Source organism: Burkholderia cenocepacia (genome assembly GCF_014211915.1).
Taxonomy (GTDB): domain Bacteria; phylum Pseudomonadota; class Gammaproteobacteria; order Burkholderiales; family Burkholderiaceae; genus Burkholderia; species Burkholderia orbicola.
On the sequence record NZ_CP060041.1, the window covers coordinates 632237 to 650408 of the forward strand.

At 63.4% G+C, this 18172-nt stretch carries 13 protein-coding genes, 2 rRNA genes and 1 pseudogene; 8 read left to right on the plus strand and 8 right to left on the minus strand.

Features of this window, described 5'->3' with window-relative positions; all coding sequences use genetic code 11:
- Positions 1–263: 263 nt before the first annotated feature.
- A 23S ribosomal RNA gene (locus tag SY91_RS32060) occupies positions 264–3144 on the plus strand.
- 155 nt (positions 3145–3299) lie between these two features.
- Positions 3300–3412 (plus strand): 5S ribosomal RNA (gene rrf / locus SY91_RS32065).
- A gap of 103 nt (positions 3413–3515) precedes the next feature.
- Here rrf and tnpC read toward each other — a convergent pair.
- The 7 genes from tnpC to SY91_RS32100 form a co-directional block, all read right to left on the minus strand.
- Entirely contained in the window at positions 3516–5072 is a 1557-nt protein-coding gene (gene tnpC / locus SY91_RS32070; protein ID WP_011695107.1) for an IS66 family transposase, read from the minus strand.
- Positions 5073–5105: 33 nt separating this feature from the next.
- On the minus strand, positions 5106–5456 hold the full coding sequence (gene tnpB, locus SY91_RS32075; protein WP_011695106.1) for an IS66 family insertion sequence element accessory protein TnpB: 351 nt from the start codon (positions 5454–5456) through the stop codon (positions 5106–5108).
- Positions 5437–5916: an IS66-like element accessory protein TnpA gene (tnpA, locus tag SY91_RS32080; protein WP_011695105.1), complete on the minus strand. Its 480-nt coding sequence runs from the start codon at positions 5914–5916 to the stop codon at positions 5437–5439. Before tnpA ends, tnpB begins: the two co-directional genes overlap by 20 nt.
- 297 nt (positions 5917–6213) lie before the next feature.
- Positions 6214–6693, minus strand: a complete 480-nt coding sequence (locus SY91_RS32085) for a GNAT family N-acetyltransferase (protein ID WP_124478066.1) — start codon at positions 6691–6693, stop codon at positions 6214–6216.
- 131 nt (positions 6694–6824) lie between these two features.
- The gene (locus SY91_RS32090; protein WP_124478062.1) at positions 6825–7196 is read right to left on the minus strand and encodes a nuclear transport factor 2 family protein; all 372 of its coding nucleotides are present in this window, start codon (positions 7194–7196) and stop codon (positions 6825–6827) included.
- A gap of 53 nt (positions 7197–7249) precedes the next feature.
- Positions 7250–7849 carry a hypothetical protein gene (locus SY91_RS32095; RefSeq protein ID WP_034175574.1) on the minus strand — a complete coding sequence of 200 codons (600 nt, stop codon included), beginning with the start codon at positions 7847–7849 and terminating at the stop codon, positions 7250–7252.
- A 176-nt stretch (positions 7850–8025) separates the two neighbouring features.
- Positions 8026–9030: an AraC family transcriptional regulator gene (locus SY91_RS32100; RefSeq protein WP_124478061.1), complete on the minus strand. Its 1005-nt coding sequence runs from the start codon at positions 9028–9030 to the stop codon at positions 8026–8028.
- Between the two features lie 143 nt (positions 9031–9173).
- Here SY91_RS32100 and SY91_RS32105 point away from each other — a divergent pair, with 143 nt between their 5' ends.
- Genes SY91_RS32105 through SY91_RS32115 form a run of 3 tightly spaced genes read left to right on the plus strand, consistent with a single transcriptional unit; the run spans position 9174 to position 12831 of the window.
- A complete protein-coding gene (locus SY91_RS32105; RefSeq protein ID WP_185921443.1) occupies positions 9174–10841 on the plus strand; it encodes an acyl-CoA synthetase in 1668 nt (555 codons plus the stop codon).
- 13 nt (positions 10842–10854) lie between these two features.
- Positions 10855–11622, plus strand: coding sequence for a 3-hydroxyacyl-CoA dehydrogenase (locus SY91_RS32110; protein WP_006481504.1), 768 nt, complete (start codon positions 10855–10857; stop codon positions 11620–11622).
- An 18-nt stretch (positions 11623–11640) separates the two neighbouring features.
- Entirely contained in the window at positions 11641–12831 is a 1191-nt protein-coding gene (locus SY91_RS32115) for an acetyl-CoA C-acyltransferase (RefSeq protein ID WP_006481503.1), read from the plus strand.
- A 131-nt stretch (positions 12832–12962) separates the two neighbouring features.
- Here the strand turns inward: SY91_RS32115 and SY91_RS32120 are convergent.
- A pseudogene (locus SY91_RS32120) lies at positions 12963–13655 on the minus strand (TetR family transcriptional regulator C-terminal domain-containing protein).
- Between the two features lie 319 nt (positions 13656–13974).
- On the opposite strand from SY91_RS32120, the gene SY91_RS32125 reads away from it, so the two are divergent.
- From SY91_RS32125 to preA, 3 genes are all read left to right on the plus strand, one after another.
- Positions 13975–15255, plus strand: coding sequence for a Zn-dependent hydrolase (locus SY91_RS32125; RefSeq protein WP_034175573.1), 1281 nt, complete (start codon positions 13975–13977; stop codon positions 15253–15255).
- A gap of 127 nt (positions 15256–15382) precedes the next feature.
- Entirely contained in the window at positions 15383–16720 is a 1338-nt protein-coding gene (locus SY91_RS32130; RefSeq protein ID WP_023476506.1) for an NAD(P)-dependent oxidoreductase, read from the plus strand.
- Positions 16721–16775: 55 nt separating this feature from the next.
- On the plus strand, positions 16776–18089 hold the full coding sequence (gene preA, locus SY91_RS32135) for an NAD-dependent dihydropyrimidine dehydrogenase subunit PreA (RefSeq protein ID WP_023476505.1): 1314 nt from the start codon (positions 16776–16778) through the stop codon (positions 18087–18089).
- Positions 18090–18172: the final 83 nt, after the last annotated feature.

Genomic DNA, 18172 nt, shown 5'->3' on the forward strand with positions numbered 1-18172 from the left:
GACACTGAACCGAGAATTTTGCATTGGCGATTGAGCCAGTCAGAGGATATCAACAGATATCGGCTGTCGTTCTTTAACAATCTGGAAGAAGTAAGTAATTTGGATAGCGGAAGCGTCTCGAGATGGACGTGGAAGTTATCCGGGTTGTGATTGTATCGATGTATCTCAAGATGATTCGAACTCTATGTTCGACTTAAATTGGAATACGGCACAACGCGAGAACTCAACCTGTAGCGACTGTCGATGAGACAGACTCGTTATAGGGTCAAGCGAACAAGTGCATGTGGTGGATGCCTTGGCGATCACAGGCGATGAAGGACGCGGTAGCCTGCGAAAAGCTACGGGGAGCTGGCAAACGAGCTTTGATCCGTAGATGTCCGAATGGGGAAACCCGGCCCTTTTGGGTCATCCTAGACTGAATACATAGGTCTAGTGAAGCGAACGCGGTGAACTGAAACATCTAAGTAACCGCAGGAAAAGAAATCAACCGAGATTCCCAAAGTAGTGGCGAGCGAAATGGGATGAGCCTTGCACTCTTTATTTGTATTGTTAGCCGAACGCTCTGGAAAGTGCGGCCATAGCAGGTGATAGCCCTGTAGGCGAAAACAGTATGAAAGAACTAGGTGTGCGACAAGTAGGGCGGGACACGTGAAATCCTGTCTGAAGATGGGGGGACCATCCTCCAAGGCTAAATACTCGTGATCGACCGATAGTGAACCAGTACCGTGAGGGAAAGGCGAAAAGAACCCCGGGAGGGGAGTGAAATAGATCCTGAAACCGCATGCATACAAACAGTCGGAGCCTCGCAAGGGGTGACGGCGTACCTTTTGTATAATGGGTCAGCGACTTACGTTCAGTAGCAAGCTTAACCGTATAGGGCAGGCGTAGCGAAAGCGAGTCCGAATAGGGCGTTCAGTTGCTGGGCGTAGACCCGAAACCAGGTGATCTATCCATGGCCAGGATGAAGGTGCGGTAACACGTACTGGAGGTCCGAACCCACTAACGTTGAAAAGTTAGGGGATGAGCTGTGGATAGGGGTGAAAGGCTAAACAAACCTGGAAATAGCTGGTTCTCTCCGAAAACTATTTAGGTAGTGCCTCGTGTCTCACCTTCGGGGGTAGAGCACTGTCATGGTTGGGGGGTCTATTGCAGATTACCCCGCCATAGCAAACTCCGAATACCGAAGAGTGCAATCACGGGAGACAGACATCGGGTGCTAACGTCCGGTGTCAAGAGGGAAACAACCCAGACCGCCAGCTAAGGTCCCCAAATATAGCTAAGTGGGAAACGAAGTGGGAAGGCTAAAACAGTCAGGAGGTTGGCTTAGAAGCAGCCACCCTTTAAAGAAAGCGTAATAGCTCACTGATCGAGTCGTCCTGCGCGGAAGATGTAACGGGGCTAAGCTATATACCGAAGCTGCGGATGCGAGCTTGCTCGCATGGTAGGAGAGCGTTCCGTAAGCCTGCGAAGGTGCCTTGTAAAGGGTGCTGGAGGTATCGGAAGTGCGAATGCTGACATGAGTAGCGATAAAGGGGGTGAAAGGCCCCCTCGCCGTAAGCCCAAGGTTTCCTACGCAACGTTCATCGGCGTAGGGTGAGTCGGCCCCTAAGGCGAGGCAGAAATGCGTAGCTGATGGGAAGCAGGTCAATATTCCTGCACCATTGTTAGATGCGATGGGGGGACGGATCGCGGAAGGTTGTCCGGGTGTTGGAAGTCCCGGTCGCTGCATTGGAGAAGGCGCTTAGGCAAATCCGGGCGCGCAATTCAAGGGTGTGGCGCGAGCTCCTTCGGGAGCGAAGCAATTGGAAGTGGTTCCAAGAAAAGCCTCTAAGCTTCAGTCTAACGATGACCGTACCGCAAACCGACACAGGTGGGCGAGATGAGTATTCTAAGGCGCTTGAGAGAACTCGGGAGAAGGAACTCGGCAAATTGGTACCGTAACTTCGGGATAAGGTACGCCCTTGTAGCTTGACTGGCCTGCGCCAGGAGGGTGAAGGGGTTGCAATAAACTGGTGGCTGCGACTGTTTAATAAAAACACAGCACTCTGCAAACACGAAAGTGGACGTATAGGGTGTGACGCCTGCCCGGTGCCGGAAGATTAAATGATGGGGTGCAAGCTCTTGATTGAAGTCCCGGTAAACGGCGGCCGTAACTATAACGGTCCTAAGGTAGCGAAATTCCTTGTCGGGTAAGTTCCGACCTGCACGAATGGCGTAACGATGGCCACACTGTCTCCTCCCGAGACTCAGCGAAGTTGAAGTGTTTGTGATGATGCAATCTACCCGCGGCTAGACGGAAAGACCCCATGAACCTTTACTGTAGCTTTGCATTGGACTTTGAACCGATCTGTGTAGGATAGGTGGGAGGCTATGAAACCGGAACGCTAGTTTCGGTGGAGCCGTCCTTGAAATACCACCCTGGTTTGTTTGAGGTTCTAACCTTGGCCCGTGATCCGGGTCGGGGACAGTGCATGGTAGGCAGTTTGACTGGGGCGGTCTCCTCCCAAAGCGTAACGGAGGAGTACGAAGGTACGCTAGGTACGGTCGGAAATCGTGCTGATAGTGCAATGGCATAAGCGTGCTTAACTGCGAGACCGACAAGTCGAGCAGGTGCGAAAGCAGGTCATAGTGATCCGGTGGTTCTGTATGGAAGGGCCATCGCTCAACGGATAAAAGGTACTCTGGGGATAACAGGCTGATACCGCCCAAGAGTTCATATCGACGGCGGTGTTTGGCACCTCGATGTCGGCTCATCTCATCCTGGGGCTGTAGCCGGTCCCAAGGGTATGGCTGTTCGCCATTTAAAGAGGTACGTGAGCTGGGTTTAAAACGTCGTGAGACAGTTTGGTCCCTATCTGCCGTGGGCGTTGGATATTTGAAGGGGGCTGCTCCTAGTACGAGAGGACCGGAGTGGACGAACCTCTGGTGTACCGGTTGTCACGCCAGTGGCATCGCCGGGTAGCTATGTTCGGAAGAGATAACCGCTGAAAGCATCTAAGCGGGAAACTCGCCTTAAGATGAGATATCCCTGGGGACTAGATCCCCTTGAAGGGTCGTTCGAGACCAGGACGTTGATAGGTCAGGTGTGTAAGCGCAGTAATGCGTTCAGCTAACTGATACTAATTGCCCGTAAGGCTTGATCCTATAACAAGTCTGCCTTGTAGATCGGCGCCGTGTGAAAGCACTGGCCGCAAGATCCAGAGCGACATGTTGGATTCTCGTGTGTGATACACACAACCTAATTACTACTTCTTCCAAGATTGGTTCTGTTGGCCACGCCAGCAGAACAACCCCCTTTGCCTGATGACCATAGCGAGTCGGTCCCACCCCTTCCCATCCCGAACAGGACCGTGAAACGACTCTACGCCGATGATAGTGCGGATTCCCGTGTGAAAGTAGGTAATCGTCAGGCTCCCTCAAGCCAGAAACCCCCGCCCGACAAGGCGGGGGTTTTTGCATTTCAACGGTAAGCGCGCAATAAGCCACGTGGCTTGCTCTCAGCGACCGGCTGTGCGTCAGTCTGCGGAGGGGATGAGGCGCCAAGGCAATAGCGCCTCGTAGTCGTCGCCGGTGTTTGCGAGAGGCAGTGCCTTGAACAGCGCGACGAGATAGCCGTACGGTTCGACGCCGTTCGCCTTGCACGTTTCGATTAGCGAATACAGGTTGGCAGCAGCATTCGCTCCAGCGACAGTGTCGTAGAAGAGCCAGTTTTTTCGCCCGACGGTGAATGGCCGGATCGCGTTCTCGCAGGCGTTGTTCGAGAGCGGCCAAGCGCCGTTCTCGACATAGCGAATGAGCTTCGGCCATTGACCCTGCATGTAGTGAAGCGCTTTGCCAAAGGCGCTTTGCGGCAACACTGCATGCAACTGACGCAGAAGCAGTTCCTCGATTTGCCCAAGGATCGCACGACTGTCGCGTTGCCTCGTCAGCAACCGTTTCTCTGGCGTCAGCCCTTCGCAGCGCGATTCGATCGCAAACAATTGCCCGATCAGTCGAATGAATTCGCTGACGGGATGGTCGCGACCACGTTGCGCCTTTGGGAGATTCTCCTCGGCCTCGATCATGTAGCGACGTGCGTGCGCCCAACAGCCAAGATGCACCAGTTGGTTAGTGTCGGCGACATCGTTGTACGGCTCATAGCCGTCCGTCATCAACACCGCGCCGGGCTTGATGCCAGCATAGAGCGCCGCGGCTTGTGCCGCGCTGCGCGTCGAGCTGTAACTGAACAATCGAACCGGTGGGCCGGTGCCGCTCATCTGTGCCCACATGTAGCTCTTGCGTTGTGCGGCACGGCCTGGCTCTTTCAGCACCTGCACCGTTGTCTCATCGCCGTAGACGATGTCGGCCTCAAGCAAGTGATCGCGCATCAAGTTGATGAGCGGCTGCACTGCGGTACCGACGCGCACCACGCTGGCTGCCAGCGTGCCACGCGAGAGATCGCCGCCGAAACGGTGTAGCAACGCGGCGATTCGATACAGCGGCAGAGCGTCAGCGAACTTGCTCACGACTACCCATGCAAGCGCCGATTCAGTGAGTAACCCCTTCGGAATGATGCGAGCCGGCGCCGGCGTCACCTTGATGCCGAGGTCGCAGCAAGGACACGCGTATTTGATTCGTTGGTGCTGAATGACGCGAACCTGCTGCGGCACGATATCGAGCTGCTCACTGATCTCGGCGCCGATCTCGACGAGCGCATGCCCGTCGTGTGCACAAACGCGTTCTGATTCCGGCAATTCATGACGCACAACCTCGCGAGGCAGCATCGGATCTAGCGGTTTGCGTCCACGCTTCTTGCGCTCGTGTGCGCCAACCTCGATGCTCTGTTCCGTTTGCGCCTCTTGCGCCGGTTCAGATCCCGTTGCGCCCGCCTCTGCTTCGTTCAGGAAGAGGTCGCGTTGCTCGGCGCCGCGCACTTCGCTCTTGGCGGCAAACAACTGCCGCTGAAAGGCCTTGAGCTTCTCGCGCAGCAAGTCGCGTTCGACCGTCACCACACGCAACTCGCTCTTCATGGCAGCGAGTTCTGCGCGCAGCGCCTGCAGTTCGTCGGTGGGAGATGAGGATGATGGCAGCATCGCCGGATTAGACCAGCGATGCTGGCTCGCGTTTCACGTCACGCGCTGATAATAGCGTGTCGGGTGCGCCCGCATCGCTTCAATATCGATGCCGTCGAGCAGCCAATGCAGTTGCTCGGTTCTGAGCTTGAGCACCGCTTCCTTACGCGGCCAAACGAAACGATCCTGCTCGAGCCGCTTCATCAACAGCCAGAAGCCGTTACGGTCCCACAGCAGCATCTTGATGCGATCGCGGCGCTGATTGCTGAATACGTACACGGCCTGCTCGAATGGATCGAGCTTCATCGACTGCTCGACTATGGCTGCAAGACCGTTGATGCTCTTACGGAAGTCAACGGCGTCCCGGTGCACATAGACCTTCAGCTCATCGCTTAGCCGGAACATCACACCGTCCCAGTGTTTCGATCATCACTGATAGAAGCGCTGCGTCGTTCTTGCCGCATTCGAGCTTAAGCGTGATGCCGTTGGGCATCTGCGCCGTCAGCGTCGACGCGGCCGCTGCATTTGCTGGCGAACTAGCGGTCGCGGCCAACGATGAAGACCTGACGGAATTGTGCTCGACGAGCGCCTGTTCACTGCTAACCATAACGACCGGCACGAATGCCGACTCTGCGGTCGACGACTGCGTCGAATCCTCAGAGAGCCGTTGCTGATGCAGCTTGATCCATTTGCGCAGGAGATTCGCATTAACGCCGTGCTGCAGTGCGAGTCCTGCGACTGATGCTCCCGGCTCCAGGCAAGCCTCGACGAGTCGGCGTTTGGTATGCCGATCGAATCGACGCTTACCGTCTATGCCAACGCTGACGACCTTCAGGCCCGACGTTTCTGAATGTTGTTCTGTCATAAGGTGTCCACTGAAAATCAGTGGACATAGCCTGCACGCTCAGATCGCTGAGTGCTAGACGCCCATTTCTGCGCGCTTACTTTCAACGGCGGAAATTCCCGACGTAGATCACGCCTCGTGCTGAATAGCTACACGGCAGCACATCTAAGCAGCGGGCCGCTGAAATCTCAGAAATCAGACCTGCTCCCGGACTGATCGAACCTCGTATTTCCCTGTCGCAACCTCTCTTACCTCGGTCGGTAGCCCAATCTGATCAACTGTACGCAGGGAGTCATCTTGCTGCGATCTCCTCACCCATCAGACCATGATCCGCAAGATCGGAAAAAATCTGCCCGGGATGGCGCTCGATTCCTTTTCGCCGATCTTTTCGGCCCCCAGTGTCAGATAGAACGGCGCGGCATTGGGATCCGCTTCGATCACAAAGCTCTTGATTCCTCTCGCGGCGGCCTCGGTCCGAACCGATTTCCACAGCGCACGGGCGACGCCCTGACCCATGTGATCGGGATGAACGAACAGCCATCCGGGCGTTGGCCGATCCGAATTCAACGATGCTCGGATCCAGAATCCGATGATCGACTCGCCTGATTCCGCGACGTAACCGATCGCCCCTTCGATCGTCTCCGGCGAGATCGTGAGATCGTCTTGCCACACGTCCAGCCATTCCTTCGGATAGCCCCAGTGCGCCTTCGAAAGGCGTGCCAGTCGTGTGAGTTCGTCCGCGTCCGCGGCACGCGCAGCACGCACGATAAATAGCTTGTGCATTTCGGCTCTCGTCATGGCGGACACCCCCTTGGTCGGCGTTTTCATGAGTGCATCATCCGGATCGTACGGTCTCATCGCCCGATCGACAGCCGACCCGCTCACCACAGCGTTGCGCGATGCCATTCAAATGCACACGCCCGGCGCGGCTATATGACCTGCGACGCATGTCCGGCGACGACGCGCCAGTGGGCGCCCGATCGACGCCAGAGGCGTGTATAGGCAAACGTGCCGGTGAATGCCGCGCCGTCGAAACGGCCGGCAAGAGCCGCTCGCGTCGTGGTGAGGATCATCTCGTCGACCGCGGATGCGCGCATTTCGATGACGTCGAGTGTGTCGAGACGCAAAAGCTTCACGCGATGCGCGGCCAGGTCGTCCTCTTTCGAGATGACCTGGCCGGTCGGGACTGTGAACACCAGATCGTCGTCCAGCAGCGCGTCGAGCGCTTCGACGTCGTTGGCCAGCATCGCCGCGCGGAGCGTGGTTTCGCTGGGTTCGATAACGGTACGGATTGCATCCATGTCAGGCCTCGCATCATTTCGGAGGGAAAGCGGCACGGGGCGACAAATTCGGCCTATCGCGCATTCGACAGCGACTGACGCCGGACCAGCATCACCATGCAGATGCCGATCGACGCGATCAGGTTGACGGTCGGATAGAACGCGACCGCGACACTCCACGTGCTCAGTGCCAGCAACGCCAGCGCGTACTTGAGCACGCACAGCGCGAAATAGACGAGGCTCTCGCTCCACGGGTCGCGGAGCGTCTTGCGCACGGTCGGGCCGAGGCCGGCCAGCTCGATCAGCGTGACCAGGCAGATCGACACCGTCGGATCGTCGGTCAGCATCCACAGCGGAATGGCTGACAGTGCTGCACACAGGAACAGCCAGTCGAGGCCCGTCCAGCCGTGCTCGCCGCGAAACAGGCTGGCGATCAGCGTCAGAAAGCACGTGACGGCAATCGCCGCCGTGCACCATGCGGACGGGCCCGCGCCCGCGACGAACTGGCCGGCGGCCGCGATCGCCGTGACGACCGACCACACGAGCCACGTGAACAGATGCGGGCGCACGGTGCGCCGATAGATCGCGAACGCATAAGGAATCGCCGCCAGCAACGACACGGCCGTTCCGATCGCGCCGAAGATCGAAGCGGCGCCCTGATCGACATTCACCATCGACGCAACCTCGTCCGGACTGGCCGACCAGTATGTGGTCTGACGGATCGCGGCGCAACGTCGTGTCGGCTCCGCGGTGCGGTGAACGCCGCGCAGATTCGCACCGGAATGCGGAAGAAACAGGACTGGCGCGTATCGACCGCACATGACGAGACGCTCCGCATCCACCTAGCCAGTCAAGACTCCGCCTTCGCCGCATGCACGTCGCGCCGAAACGCACCGGGGCTCGTGCCTGTCCATTTCCGGAACGCGCGATGAAACGCGCTCGGCTCGGTGAAGCCGAGCTCGACCGCGATCTCCGCGACGCTGAGCGCGTGCCCGCGCAGCAGCGACTGGGCCAGCGCGCCGCGTAATTCGTCCTTGATCGCCGCGAAACTTTGCCCTTCGCTGCGCAAACGCCGCCGCAGCGTCGCGGGCGTCGTGTCGAGGCGCACGGCCAGCGTGTCGAAGTCGGGCCATTCGGCGGCCGGCAGCGCTTTCAGGTGCGCGCGCGTCTTCGCGACCCAGCCTGTGTCGTGCCGGTAGCGCACGAGGAGATTGCCGGGTGCGCCGCGCAGGAAGGTCCGCAGTGTCTGCTCCGAGCGGATCGTCGGCAGCGCGAGGTACGCGGCGTTGAACGCGAGCCGACTGTCGGGCCGGTCGAAATGCACCGGGACGCCGAAGAACTGGTGATAGTCGCTGCGCTGGCCGAGGCTCGGGCACGCGAAATCGATGCGCTGCAGCGGGATGCGCCGGCCGATCAGCCAGCACGCGACGCCGAGCAGGATCAGCCAGAACGTCCGGTACGCGAATGCCGGATACGGCGCGCCCGATTGCGCCAGCACGATCTGCGCCTGCCCGTCGGCCACCACGAGTTCGCCGTGCGGCTCGTCGAGCACCACACGCAGGAACTTCAGCGCGCGCCGCAGCGCCTTGTCGAGCGTGCCGGCGTGCAGCACCGCGTGACACAGCAGCGTGAAGCTGCCGCGCCGCATCGGGCGCGCGGCCAGCCCGAAGAATTCGTCGTCGAGCGCACCGGCGATCGCGAGCCACAGCCGGCCGTACTGCTGCGGCGTGACGGGTTCGTGCACGGCGGCCGGCAGCCCGGCGGCACGCAGCACGGGCGCGGTCGGCAGGTCGCGCCGGCGCAGGCACGCGAGCGCATCGTCGACGAAATCCGGCGAAATCATCTGCGGCCCCATTTTCTGCGTCCTCCCGACATGGCAAAAGCGATCACGATTCTAGATTCCGTTTGTCATTGATTGCAATGTTGGGGCTGTCTACTATCGATGTATCCCCGTCGCGCCTCTGGCGCGTCGGCGGCTATAACGCACAGGAGACACGCATGCCTGAAGGAGCTACCGCCCGGGCGGCGCCGGCCTACGCCGACGCCGTGGCCCGTTTCAGTATCGAGACCGCCGCCGCGCAACTGGACGGCGACCTGGAGCGCGGCCTGAACGCGTGTGTCGAATGCTGCGACCGGCACGCGAAGGCGGACGCGATCGCGCTCGACTGGATCGACGCCGGCGGGCAGCACCACCGCTTTACGTTCGCGCAAATGCAGGCGTTGTCGGCCCGGGTCGCGAACCTGCTCGTCGCGCAGGGCGTGAAGCCGGGCGACGTGGTGGCCGGCCTGCTGCCGCGCACGCCGGAGCTCGTCGCGACGATCCTCGGCACGTGGCGCGCGGGCGCCGTGTACCAGCCGCTGTTTACCGCGTTCGGCCCGAAGGCGATCGAGCACCGGCTGCGCATGAGCGATGCGCGGCTCGTCGTGACCAACGTCGCGAATCGCGCGAAGCTCGACGAAATCGCCGATTGCCCGCTGGTCGCGACGGTACGCGAAGCAGGCGAGGCGCTGCCGGTGCGCGACATCGATTTCCGCACGGCGCTCGACGCGCACTCCGATACGTTCGAACCCGTGCTGCGCAAGGGATCCGACCTGTTCATGATGATGTCGACGTCGGGCACGACGGGCTTGCCGAAGGGCGTGCCGGTGCCGCTGTACGCGCTGCTCGCGTTCGGCGCGTATATGCGCGAAGCGGTCGACCTGCGTGCCGGCGACCGGTTCTGGAACATCGCCGATCCGGGCTGGGCGTACGGCCTCTATTACGCGATCACGGGCCCGCTGCTGCTCGGTCATGCGACGACGCTGTACGAGGGCAGCTTCACGGTCGACAGCACGTACGATGTGATCGACCGGCTCGGCATCACGAGCCTCGCGGGTTCGCCGACCGCATTCCGGATGCTGATGGCGGCCGGGACGGAAGCGGCCGCGCGCGTGAAGGGCCGGCTGCGCGTGGTGAGCAGCGCGGGCGAACCGTTGAACCCGGAGGTCGTGCGCTGGTTCCACGCGGCGCTCGGGGCGCCGATCCACGATCACTACGGCCAGACCGAGCTGGGCATGGTCGTGAACAACCATCACGGCCTCACGCACGTGGTGCACGTCGGTTCGGCCGGCTTCGCGATGCCGGGCTACCGTGTCGCGGTGCTCGACGAAGCGGGCCGCGAACTCGGTCCCGGCGAGCCCGGCAACCTCGCGATCGACATCGCGCGCTCGCCGCTGCTGTGGTTCCGCGGCTACTGGCAGCAGGACACGCCGGCGATCGCGGGCGGCTATTACCGGACCGGCGACAACGTGGAGCTGGAGCCGGACGGCGCCGTGAGCTTCATCGGCCGCGCGGACGACGTGATCACGTCGTCCGGCTACCGGATCGGCCCGTTCGACGTGGAGAGCGCGCTGATCGAGCATCCGGCCGTCAGCGAGGCCGCCGTGATCGGCGTGCCCGACCCGGAGCGCACGGAGATCGTGAAGGCGTTCGTCGTCCTGTCGAAAGGCTTCGACGGTACGCCCGAACTGGCCGAGGAATTGAGTCAGCACGTGAAGCGGCGGCTGTCCGCTCACGCTTATCCGCGCGCGATCGACTTCGTCAACGCGCTGCCGAAAACCCCGAGCGGCAAGATCCAGCGCTTCGTGTTGCGCAAGATGGAAGCCGAGAAGGTCGCTCAACCCTGAATACGGACTGCCAATGAATATCAAGGATCGCGTTTTTCTGATTACGGGCGCCGGCTCCGGCCTCGGCGCCGCGGTGGCGCGCATGGTCGTCGCGCAAGGCGGCAAGGCCATGCTGCTGGACGTCAATGACGAGGCGGGCGCGGGTCTCGCGAATGAACTCGGCGCGGCCGCACGGTTCGTGAAGACCGACGTGACGAGCGAAGCCGACGGTCAGGCGGCCGTCGCGGCCGCGCGCGACGCGTTCGGCCGCGTCGATGCGCTCGTCAACTGCGCGGGCGTCGCGCCGGGCGAGAAGGTCGTCGGCCGCGATGGCCCACACTCGCTCGACCGCTTCGCGCGGGCGGTGTCGATCAACCTCGTCGGCACGTTCAACATGATTCGGCTGGCTGCCGAAGCGATGTCGAAGCAGGAGGCCGATGCGGAAGGCGAGCGCGGCGTGATCATCAACACCGCGTCGGTCGCGGCGTTCGACGGACAGATCGGACAGGCCGCGTATGCGGCGTCGAAGAGCGGCGTGGTGGGCATGACGCTGCCGATCGCGCGCGAACTCGCGCGCTTCGGCATTCGCGTCGTGACGGTCGCGCCCGGCATCTTCGCGACGCCGATGATGGCCGGCATGCCGCAGGACGTGCAGGACGCGCTCGGCAAGAGCGTGCCGTTCCCGCCGCGGCTCGGCCGCCCGGAAGAATTTGCGGCGCTGGTGCGCCACATCGCCGAGAACACGATGCTGAACGGCGAAGTCATCCGTCTCGATGGCGCGTTGCGCATGGCACCGCGCTGACACTGGAGGAAACGAATCATGACGACTCAGGATCCGATCGTAATCGTGGGTGCGGCGCGCACGCCGATGGGTGGTTTTCAGGGCGACCTGGCGGCGGCGAGCGCGAGCGACCTTGGCGCGGTGGCGATTCGCGCCGCGCTCGAGCGCGCGAACGTGCCGGCCGAACGCATCGAGGAAATCGTGTTCGGCTGCGTGCTGCCGGCCGGCCAGGGCCAGGCGCCCGCGCGACAGGCCGCGCTGAAGGCCGGGCTGCCGCTCGCGGCGGGCGCGACCACGGTCAACAAGATGTGCGGTTCGGGGATGAAGGCGGCGATGTTCGCGCACGACCTGCTGCTGGCGGGTTCGGCGCGCGTGGCCGTGGCGGGCGGGATGGAGAGCATGACGAATGCGCCGTATCTGCTGCCGAAGGCGCGCGCGGGCATGCGCATGGGTCACGGACAGGTGCTCGATCACATGTTCCTCGACGGGCTCGAGGACGCGTATGAAAAGGGCCGCCTGATGGGCACCTTCGCCGAGGATTGCGCGCAGGCGTACCAGTTCACCCGCGAAGCGCAGGATGCGTTCGCGATTGCGTCGCTGACGCGGGCGCAGCGCGCGATCGCGGAAGGGCGGTTCGTGTCGGAAATCGCGCCGGTGACCGTGAAGGCCGGCAAGACGGAAAGCGTCGTGTCGATCGACGAGCAGCCCGGCAAGGCGAAACTCGACAAGATCCCGACGCTGAAGCCGGCGTTTCGCGACGGCGGCACGGTGACGGCCGCGAACGCATCGTCGATCTCGGACGGTGCGGCCGCGCTGGTGATGATGCGCCGCTCGGAAGCCGAGCGCCTCGGCCTCACGCCGAAGGCCGTGATCGTCGGGCATGCGACTCATGCGGACAAGCCCGGCCTGTTCGCGACCGCACCGATCGGCGCGCTGCGCAAGCTGTCGGAGAAAACCGGCTGGAACCTGCGCGACGTCGACCTGTTCGAGATCAACGAAGCGTTCGCGGTGGTGCCGATGGCCGCGATGCGCGACCTCGATCTGCCGCACGAGAAGGTGAACGTGCACGGCGGCGCGTGCGCGCTCGGGCATCCGATCGGCGCATCGGGTGCGCGCGTGATGGTGACGCTGCTGGCCGCGCTCGAAACGTATGGCCTGACGCGCGGCGTCGCATCGCTGTGTATCGGCGGCGGCGAAGCAACGGCCGTTGCGATCGAGCGCATCGCGTAAGACGTCGCATCACGCATCGCGTCGCATCGTTCGCACGCGCGAACGCGGCATCACGGGCGGCGCGTATCGCACGGGACATCTCCGTGTGATGCGCGCCGCCCGTTTTTATTCGATGAAAGCGTCGTGTCGCGTTAAGGCTTCGCGTTCGGCGACACCGCGCCGCACGCGCGAATCACGAGCTGCACGACCTGCTCGGTTTTCTCGTCGAACGCCTTCTTCGTGAACGCGCGCTTGCCGCTCAGCGCGCGAATCTGCGCATCGAAATCCGCATAGTGCTGCGTGGTCGCCCAGATCAGGTACATCAGCGCATGCGGGTCGATCGGCGCGAGCAGCCCGCGCGCGATCCAGCCTTCGATCACCCTGACGCGCGCGTCGAACCACGGCTTCACGCGTTGCGACAGGATGTCCTGCATGTGCTCCGCGCCGTGAATGATTTCGTTGGCCCACACCTTCGAGCCGAGCGGGCGCCGCTGCGACAGCGTCATCTTCGCGCGCACGTAGCTGCCGATCGCTTCGACCGGATCGTCGTCGGCCTCGAACGAGCCGGCCGCGCGATGCCAGTCCTCGAACAGGTCGTCGAGCACGCGGCGGTACAGCGCGAGCTTGGTCGGGAAGTAGTAGTGCTAGTTCGCCTTCGGCAAGCCGGCGCGCTCTGCGATCATCGCGGTGCTGGCGCCGGCGAGCCCACGTTCCGCGAATACGGTTTCCGCGCACGCGAGCAGATGCGCTTCGTTGGACTCGCGAATATGCGCCTTGCGTCGCCGCAAAGGCGCCGGCGTTTCGTCACGGTCGGTGGCTGCGATTGCCGCCTCGTCATGTCTCATCGTTTCCCTCGCGCGGCGGCCATGCCGCGTTGGGCTTCATTCTAGCCGCTGATTCGCGTCGCGCGCACGGATGTGGCGGCGCTGCAGTCACGACGATGCTGCGTTGCGATGGCACGTTTCTCGCTCTGTCGCGTCACGCAAGAAAGACGTTGCGCTGGCCATTTTGATCGTCTAAAACCTGTCCAATCGGACAGGATTTAACGCGTTGCCTGCATCGACGGACATGCACCGCATCCGTGCGGCGTGCCCCGAAACAGGCCTCGCACGCACCGGCACAGACCGGGCTGGCGACATCACCGACCCCCCAGGAGCGATACGAATGAGCGCGGTATCGGAAACAGTGAAGCGGGCAGCTTTCGACACGTCGATCAGGGTCGACGGCAAGCGGTTGTGGGACAGCCTGATGGAAGTCGCGAAGATCGGCGCGACGCCGAAGGGCGGCGTGTGCCGCCTCGCGCTCACCGATCTCGACAAGGCCGGCCGCGACCTGATCGTCGGCTGGGCGAAGGCCGCCGGCTGCACGGTGACGGTCGATACGATGGGCAACGTGTTCATGCGTCGCGCGGGCCGCGTGGCCGACGCGGCGCCGGTCGTCACGGGTTCGCACGCGGATTCGCAGCCGACCGGCGGGCGCTTCGACGGTATCTACGGCGTGCTCGGCGGCCTCGAGGTGATTCGCAGTCTGAACGATCACGGCATCGAGACCGAGCATCCGGTCGAGGTCGTGATCTGGACCAACGAGGAGGGCTCGCGCTTCGCGCCCGCGATGGTCGCGTCGGGCGTGTTCGCGGGTGTGTTTCCGCTCGAATACGGGCTGTCGCGCAAGGACGTGGACGGCAAGACGATCGGCGAGGAGCTCGCGCGCATCGGCTATGCGGGCGACGTGCCGTGCGGCGGGCGCAAGCTGCACGCGGCGTTCGAGCTGCATATCGAGCAAGGGCCGATTCTCGAAGCGGAATGCAAGACGATCGGTGTCGTGACCGACGCGCAGGGGCAGCGCTGGTACGAGATCACGTTTACCGGCCAGGAGGCGCACGCGGGGCCGACGCCGATGCCGCGCCGCCGTGACGCGCTGCTCGGCGCGTCGCGCGTGGTCGACCTCGTCAACCGGATCGGCCTCGATCATGCCCCGTTCGGCTGCGCGACGGTCGGCATGATGCAGGTCCACCCGAACTCGCGCAACGTGATTCCCGGCCGCGTGTTCTTCACCGTCGATTTCCGTCATCCGGACGACGCCGTGCTCGCGAAGATGGATGCGGCGCTGCGCGACGGCGTCGCACGCATCGCGGCCGACATCGGGCTCGACACCGAACTCGAGCAGATTTTCTACTACAAGCCGGTCGCGTTCGATCCTGAGTGCGTGGCGGCCGTGCGCGGCGCGGCCGACCGCTTCGGCTACTCGCATCGCGACATCGTGTCGGGTGCGGGCCACGACGCGTGCTATCTGGCGCAGGTCGCGCCGACGTCGATGGTGTTCGTGCCCTGCATCGACGGCATCAGCCACAACGAGATCGAGGACGCGACGCCCGCATGGATCGAGGCCGGCGCGAACGTGCTGCTGCACGCGATGCTGTCGCGCGCATGCGAGCCGGCCTCGTGATGGATCGACCGTAGCGGCCGTGAGGCTGCGTCACGTCAGATATTTGCATTCCTAAGCATGACCGCCCCGACTGTGCATGCGCAGCCGGCGGGGACGGCTTTGTCTCCACCCAGTCGAAGGAACGCGTATGACCACCCAGCCAATCGGCGATATCGCCGCGCATCGCCTGTCGTCCACGCAACTCTCGTGCGAATTCGCCGATATCGCGCCGCTGCTCGATCCGACTGCCGCGGCGGCCGCCGCAAGCCGCTGTCACTACTGCTACGACGCGCCGTGCGTGCATGCGTGCCCGACGCAGATCGACATCCCGAGCTTCATCCGCAAGATCGGCAACGGCAACCTGAAAGGCGCGGCGACCGACATCCTGTCCGCGAATCCGCTCGGCGGGATGTGCGCTCGCGTGTGCCCGACGGAGATCCTGTGCGAAGGCGCATGCGTGCGCAACCATCAGGATGCACAACCCGTCGCGATCGGCGCGCTGCAGCGGCACGCGACCGACTGGGCGATGCAGACCGGCGCGGTGCAGTTCCGGCGCGCGCCCGAGACGGGTCGCCATGTGGCGGTGGTCGGCGCGGGGCCGGCCGGGCTCGCATGCGCGCACCGGCTCGCGCTCGCCGGGCATCGTGTCACGCTGTTCGACGCGCGCCCGAAGGCCGGCGGCCTCAACGAATACGGGATTGCCGCGTACAAGACCGTCGACGATTTCGCGCAACGCGAAGTCGAGTGGTTGCTTTCGGTGGGCGGCATCACGCTGGAAACGGGTATGGCGCTTGGCCGCGACGTGACGCTCGACACGCTGCGCGAGCAACACGACGCGGTATTCCTTGCGATGGGCCTCGGCGGCGTGCGTGCGCTTGCGATCGACGGCGAGCAACTGGGCGGCGTGATGAACGCGGTCGATTTCATCGAGCAGGTGCGGCAGGCGGACGGACTGGAGAACGTGCCGGTCGGGCGACGCGTGGTCGTGATCGGCGGCGGCAATACGGCGATCGATGCGGCGGTGCAGAGCCGCAAGCTCGGTGCGGAGCGCGTGACGATGGTGTATCGGCGCGGCGTGGACGCGATGAGCGCGACGTGGGCCGAACGCGAGTTCGCGCAGAAGAGCGGCGTCACGCTCGTCACGCACGCGAAGCCGACGCGCATCGCGGGCACGGACGGGCAGGTGACGGGCGTCGAATTCGAAGGCGCATCGGGCGAGCGCTTCACCGTCGACGCGGACATGGTGCTGAAGGCGATCGGCCAGACGCTGGTGCCGGACGGTGTCGAAGCCGCGCTGCTGACTGCGGACGGCACACGCATCGCGGTGGATGCGGACGGACGCACGGCGCTGCCGGACGTATGGGCCGGTGGCGACTGCGCGGCGACGGAGGGCGTCGACCTCACGGTGCAGGCCGTGCAGGACGGCAAGCGCGCGGCCGCGTCGATCGACGCCACGCTTGCCGCGCGCGACGCGAAGGCGGCCTGACCGCGCGACGCACCGCACGCACACCGAACACGACCCCATTCTCACGGAGCCGAACATGGCCGACCTTCGCTGCACCATCGCAGGCATCACTTCGCCGAATCCCTTCTGGCTGGCGTCCGCGCCGCCCACCGACAAGGCCTACAACGTCAATCGCGCCTTCGAGGCGGGCTGGGGTGGCGTCGTCTGGAAGACGCTCGGGCTCGATCCGCACGTCGTCAACGTCAGTTCGCGTTACGGCGCGGTGCAGTGGAACGGCCAGCGCATCGCGGGGCTGAACAACATCGAGCTGATCACCGACCGTCCGCTCGACGTGAACCTGAGAGAGATCGCGCAGGTGAAACGCGACTGGCCGGACCGCGCGCTGATCGTGTCGCTGATGGTGCCGTGCAACGAGCGCGACTGGAAATGGATCCTGCCGCTCGTCGAGGACACCGGGGCCGACGCGGTCGAACTCAACTTCGGCTGCCCGCACGGGATGAGCGAGCGCGGGATGGGCGCGGCGGTCGGGCAGGTGCCCGAATACGTCGAGATGGTCACGCGCTGGGTGAAGGAAGGCACGAAGCTGCCGTGCCTCGTGAAGCTCACGCCGAACATCAGCGATATCCGGATGGGCTCGCGCGCCGCGTACAAGGGCGGCGCGGACGGCGTGTCGCTGATCAACACGATCAACTCGATCGTCGCGGTCGATCTCGACCAGATGGCGCCGATGCCGACCGTCGACGGCAAGGGCACGCACGGCGGCTATTGCGGGCCGGCGGTCAAGCCGATCGCGCTGAACATGGTCGCGGAGATCGCCCGCGACCCGGAAACGCCGGACCTGCCGATCTCGGGCATCGGCGGCATCTCGTCGTGGCGCGATGCGGCCGAGTTCATGGTGCTTGGCGCCGGCAGCGTGCAGGTGTGCACCGCCGCGATGCATTACGGATTCCGGATCGTGTCGGATCTCGCCGACGGCCTGTCGAACTGGATGGACGAGAAGGGCTACGCAACGCTCGACGACATTCGCGGCCGCGCGGTGCCGAACGTGACCGACTGGAAATACCTGAACCTGAAGTACGACATCAAGGCGCGCATCGACCAGGATCGCTGCATCCAGTGCGGGCTGTGCCATATCGCGTGCGAGGACACGTCGCATCAGGCGATCACGGCGACGAAGGACGGCGTGCGGCACTTCGAAGTGATCGATTCGGAATGCGTCGGGTGCAATCTTTGCATGCATGTGTGTCCGGTCGAGCAATGCATCACGATGGAGCGCGTCGATTCGGGCGACTACGCGAACTGGACCACGCATCCGAACAATCCGGCGAGCGCGGAGGCTGGTGCGAGTGGCCCGGCGGCGGCGCCCGAGAAGCACGCGAAGGCGGCCTGACCGAGGTCCGGCGGCGCGGCATGGACCGCGCCGCCGCTTTTCGTTTCCCCGGGCCGGCATCGCACGATGCCGGCGCCGACGTT

What these genes read in the sequence shown, in the direction of transcription:
- SY91_RS32100 (WP_124478061.1), bottom strand. Translation starts at nt 9,030, where the DNA reads ATGGGGCCGCAGATGATTTCGCCGGATTTCGTCGACGATGCGCTCGCG.
- SY91_RS32105 (WP_185921443.1), top strand. Translation starts at nt 9,174, where the DNA reads ATGCCTGAAGGAGCTACCGCCCGGGCGGCGCCGGCCTACGCCGACGCC.
- SY91_RS32115 (WP_006481503.1), top strand. Translation starts at nt 11,641, where the DNA reads ATGACGACTCAGGATCCGATCGTAATCGTGGGTGCGGCGCGCACGCCG.
- SY91_RS32090 (WP_124478062.1), bottom strand. Translation starts at nt 7,196, where the DNA reads ATGGATGCAATCCGTACCGTTATCGAACCCAGCGAAACCACGCTCCGC.
- SY91_RS32085 (WP_124478066.1), bottom strand. Translation starts at nt 6,693, where the DNA reads ATGACGAGAGCCGAAATGCACAAGCTATTTATCGTGCGTGCTGCGCGT.
- preA (WP_023476505.1), top strand. Translation starts at nt 16,776, where the DNA reads ATGGCCGACCTTCGCTGCACCATCGCAGGCATCACTTCGCCGAATCCC.
- SY91_RS32125 (WP_034175573.1), top strand. Translation starts at nt 13,975, where the DNA reads ATGAGCGCGGTATCGGAAACAGTGAAGCGGGCAGCTTTCGACACGTCG.
- tnpA (WP_011695105.1), bottom strand. Translation starts at nt 5,916, where the DNA reads ATGACAGAACAACATTCAGAAACGTCGGGCCTGAAGGTCGTCAGCGTT.
- tnpC (WP_011695107.1), bottom strand. Translation starts at nt 5,072, where the DNA reads ATGCTGCCATCATCCTCATCTCCCACCGACGAACTGCAGGCGCTGCGC.
- tnpB (WP_011695106.1), bottom strand. Translation starts at nt 5,456, where the DNA reads ATGTTCCGGCTAAGCGATGAGCTGAAGGTCTATGTGCACCGGGACGCC.
- SY91_RS32095 (WP_034175574.1), bottom strand. Translation starts at nt 7,849, where the DNA reads ATGGTGAATGTCGATCAGGGCGCCGCTTCGATCTTCGGCGCGATCGGA.
- SY91_RS32110 (WP_006481504.1), top strand. Translation starts at nt 10,855, where the DNA reads ATGAATATCAAGGATCGCGTTTTTCTGATTACGGGCGCCGGCTCCGGC.
- SY91_RS32130 (WP_023476506.1), top strand. Translation starts at nt 15,383, where the DNA reads ATGACCACCCAGCCAATCGGCGATATCGCCGCGCATCGCCTGTCGTCC.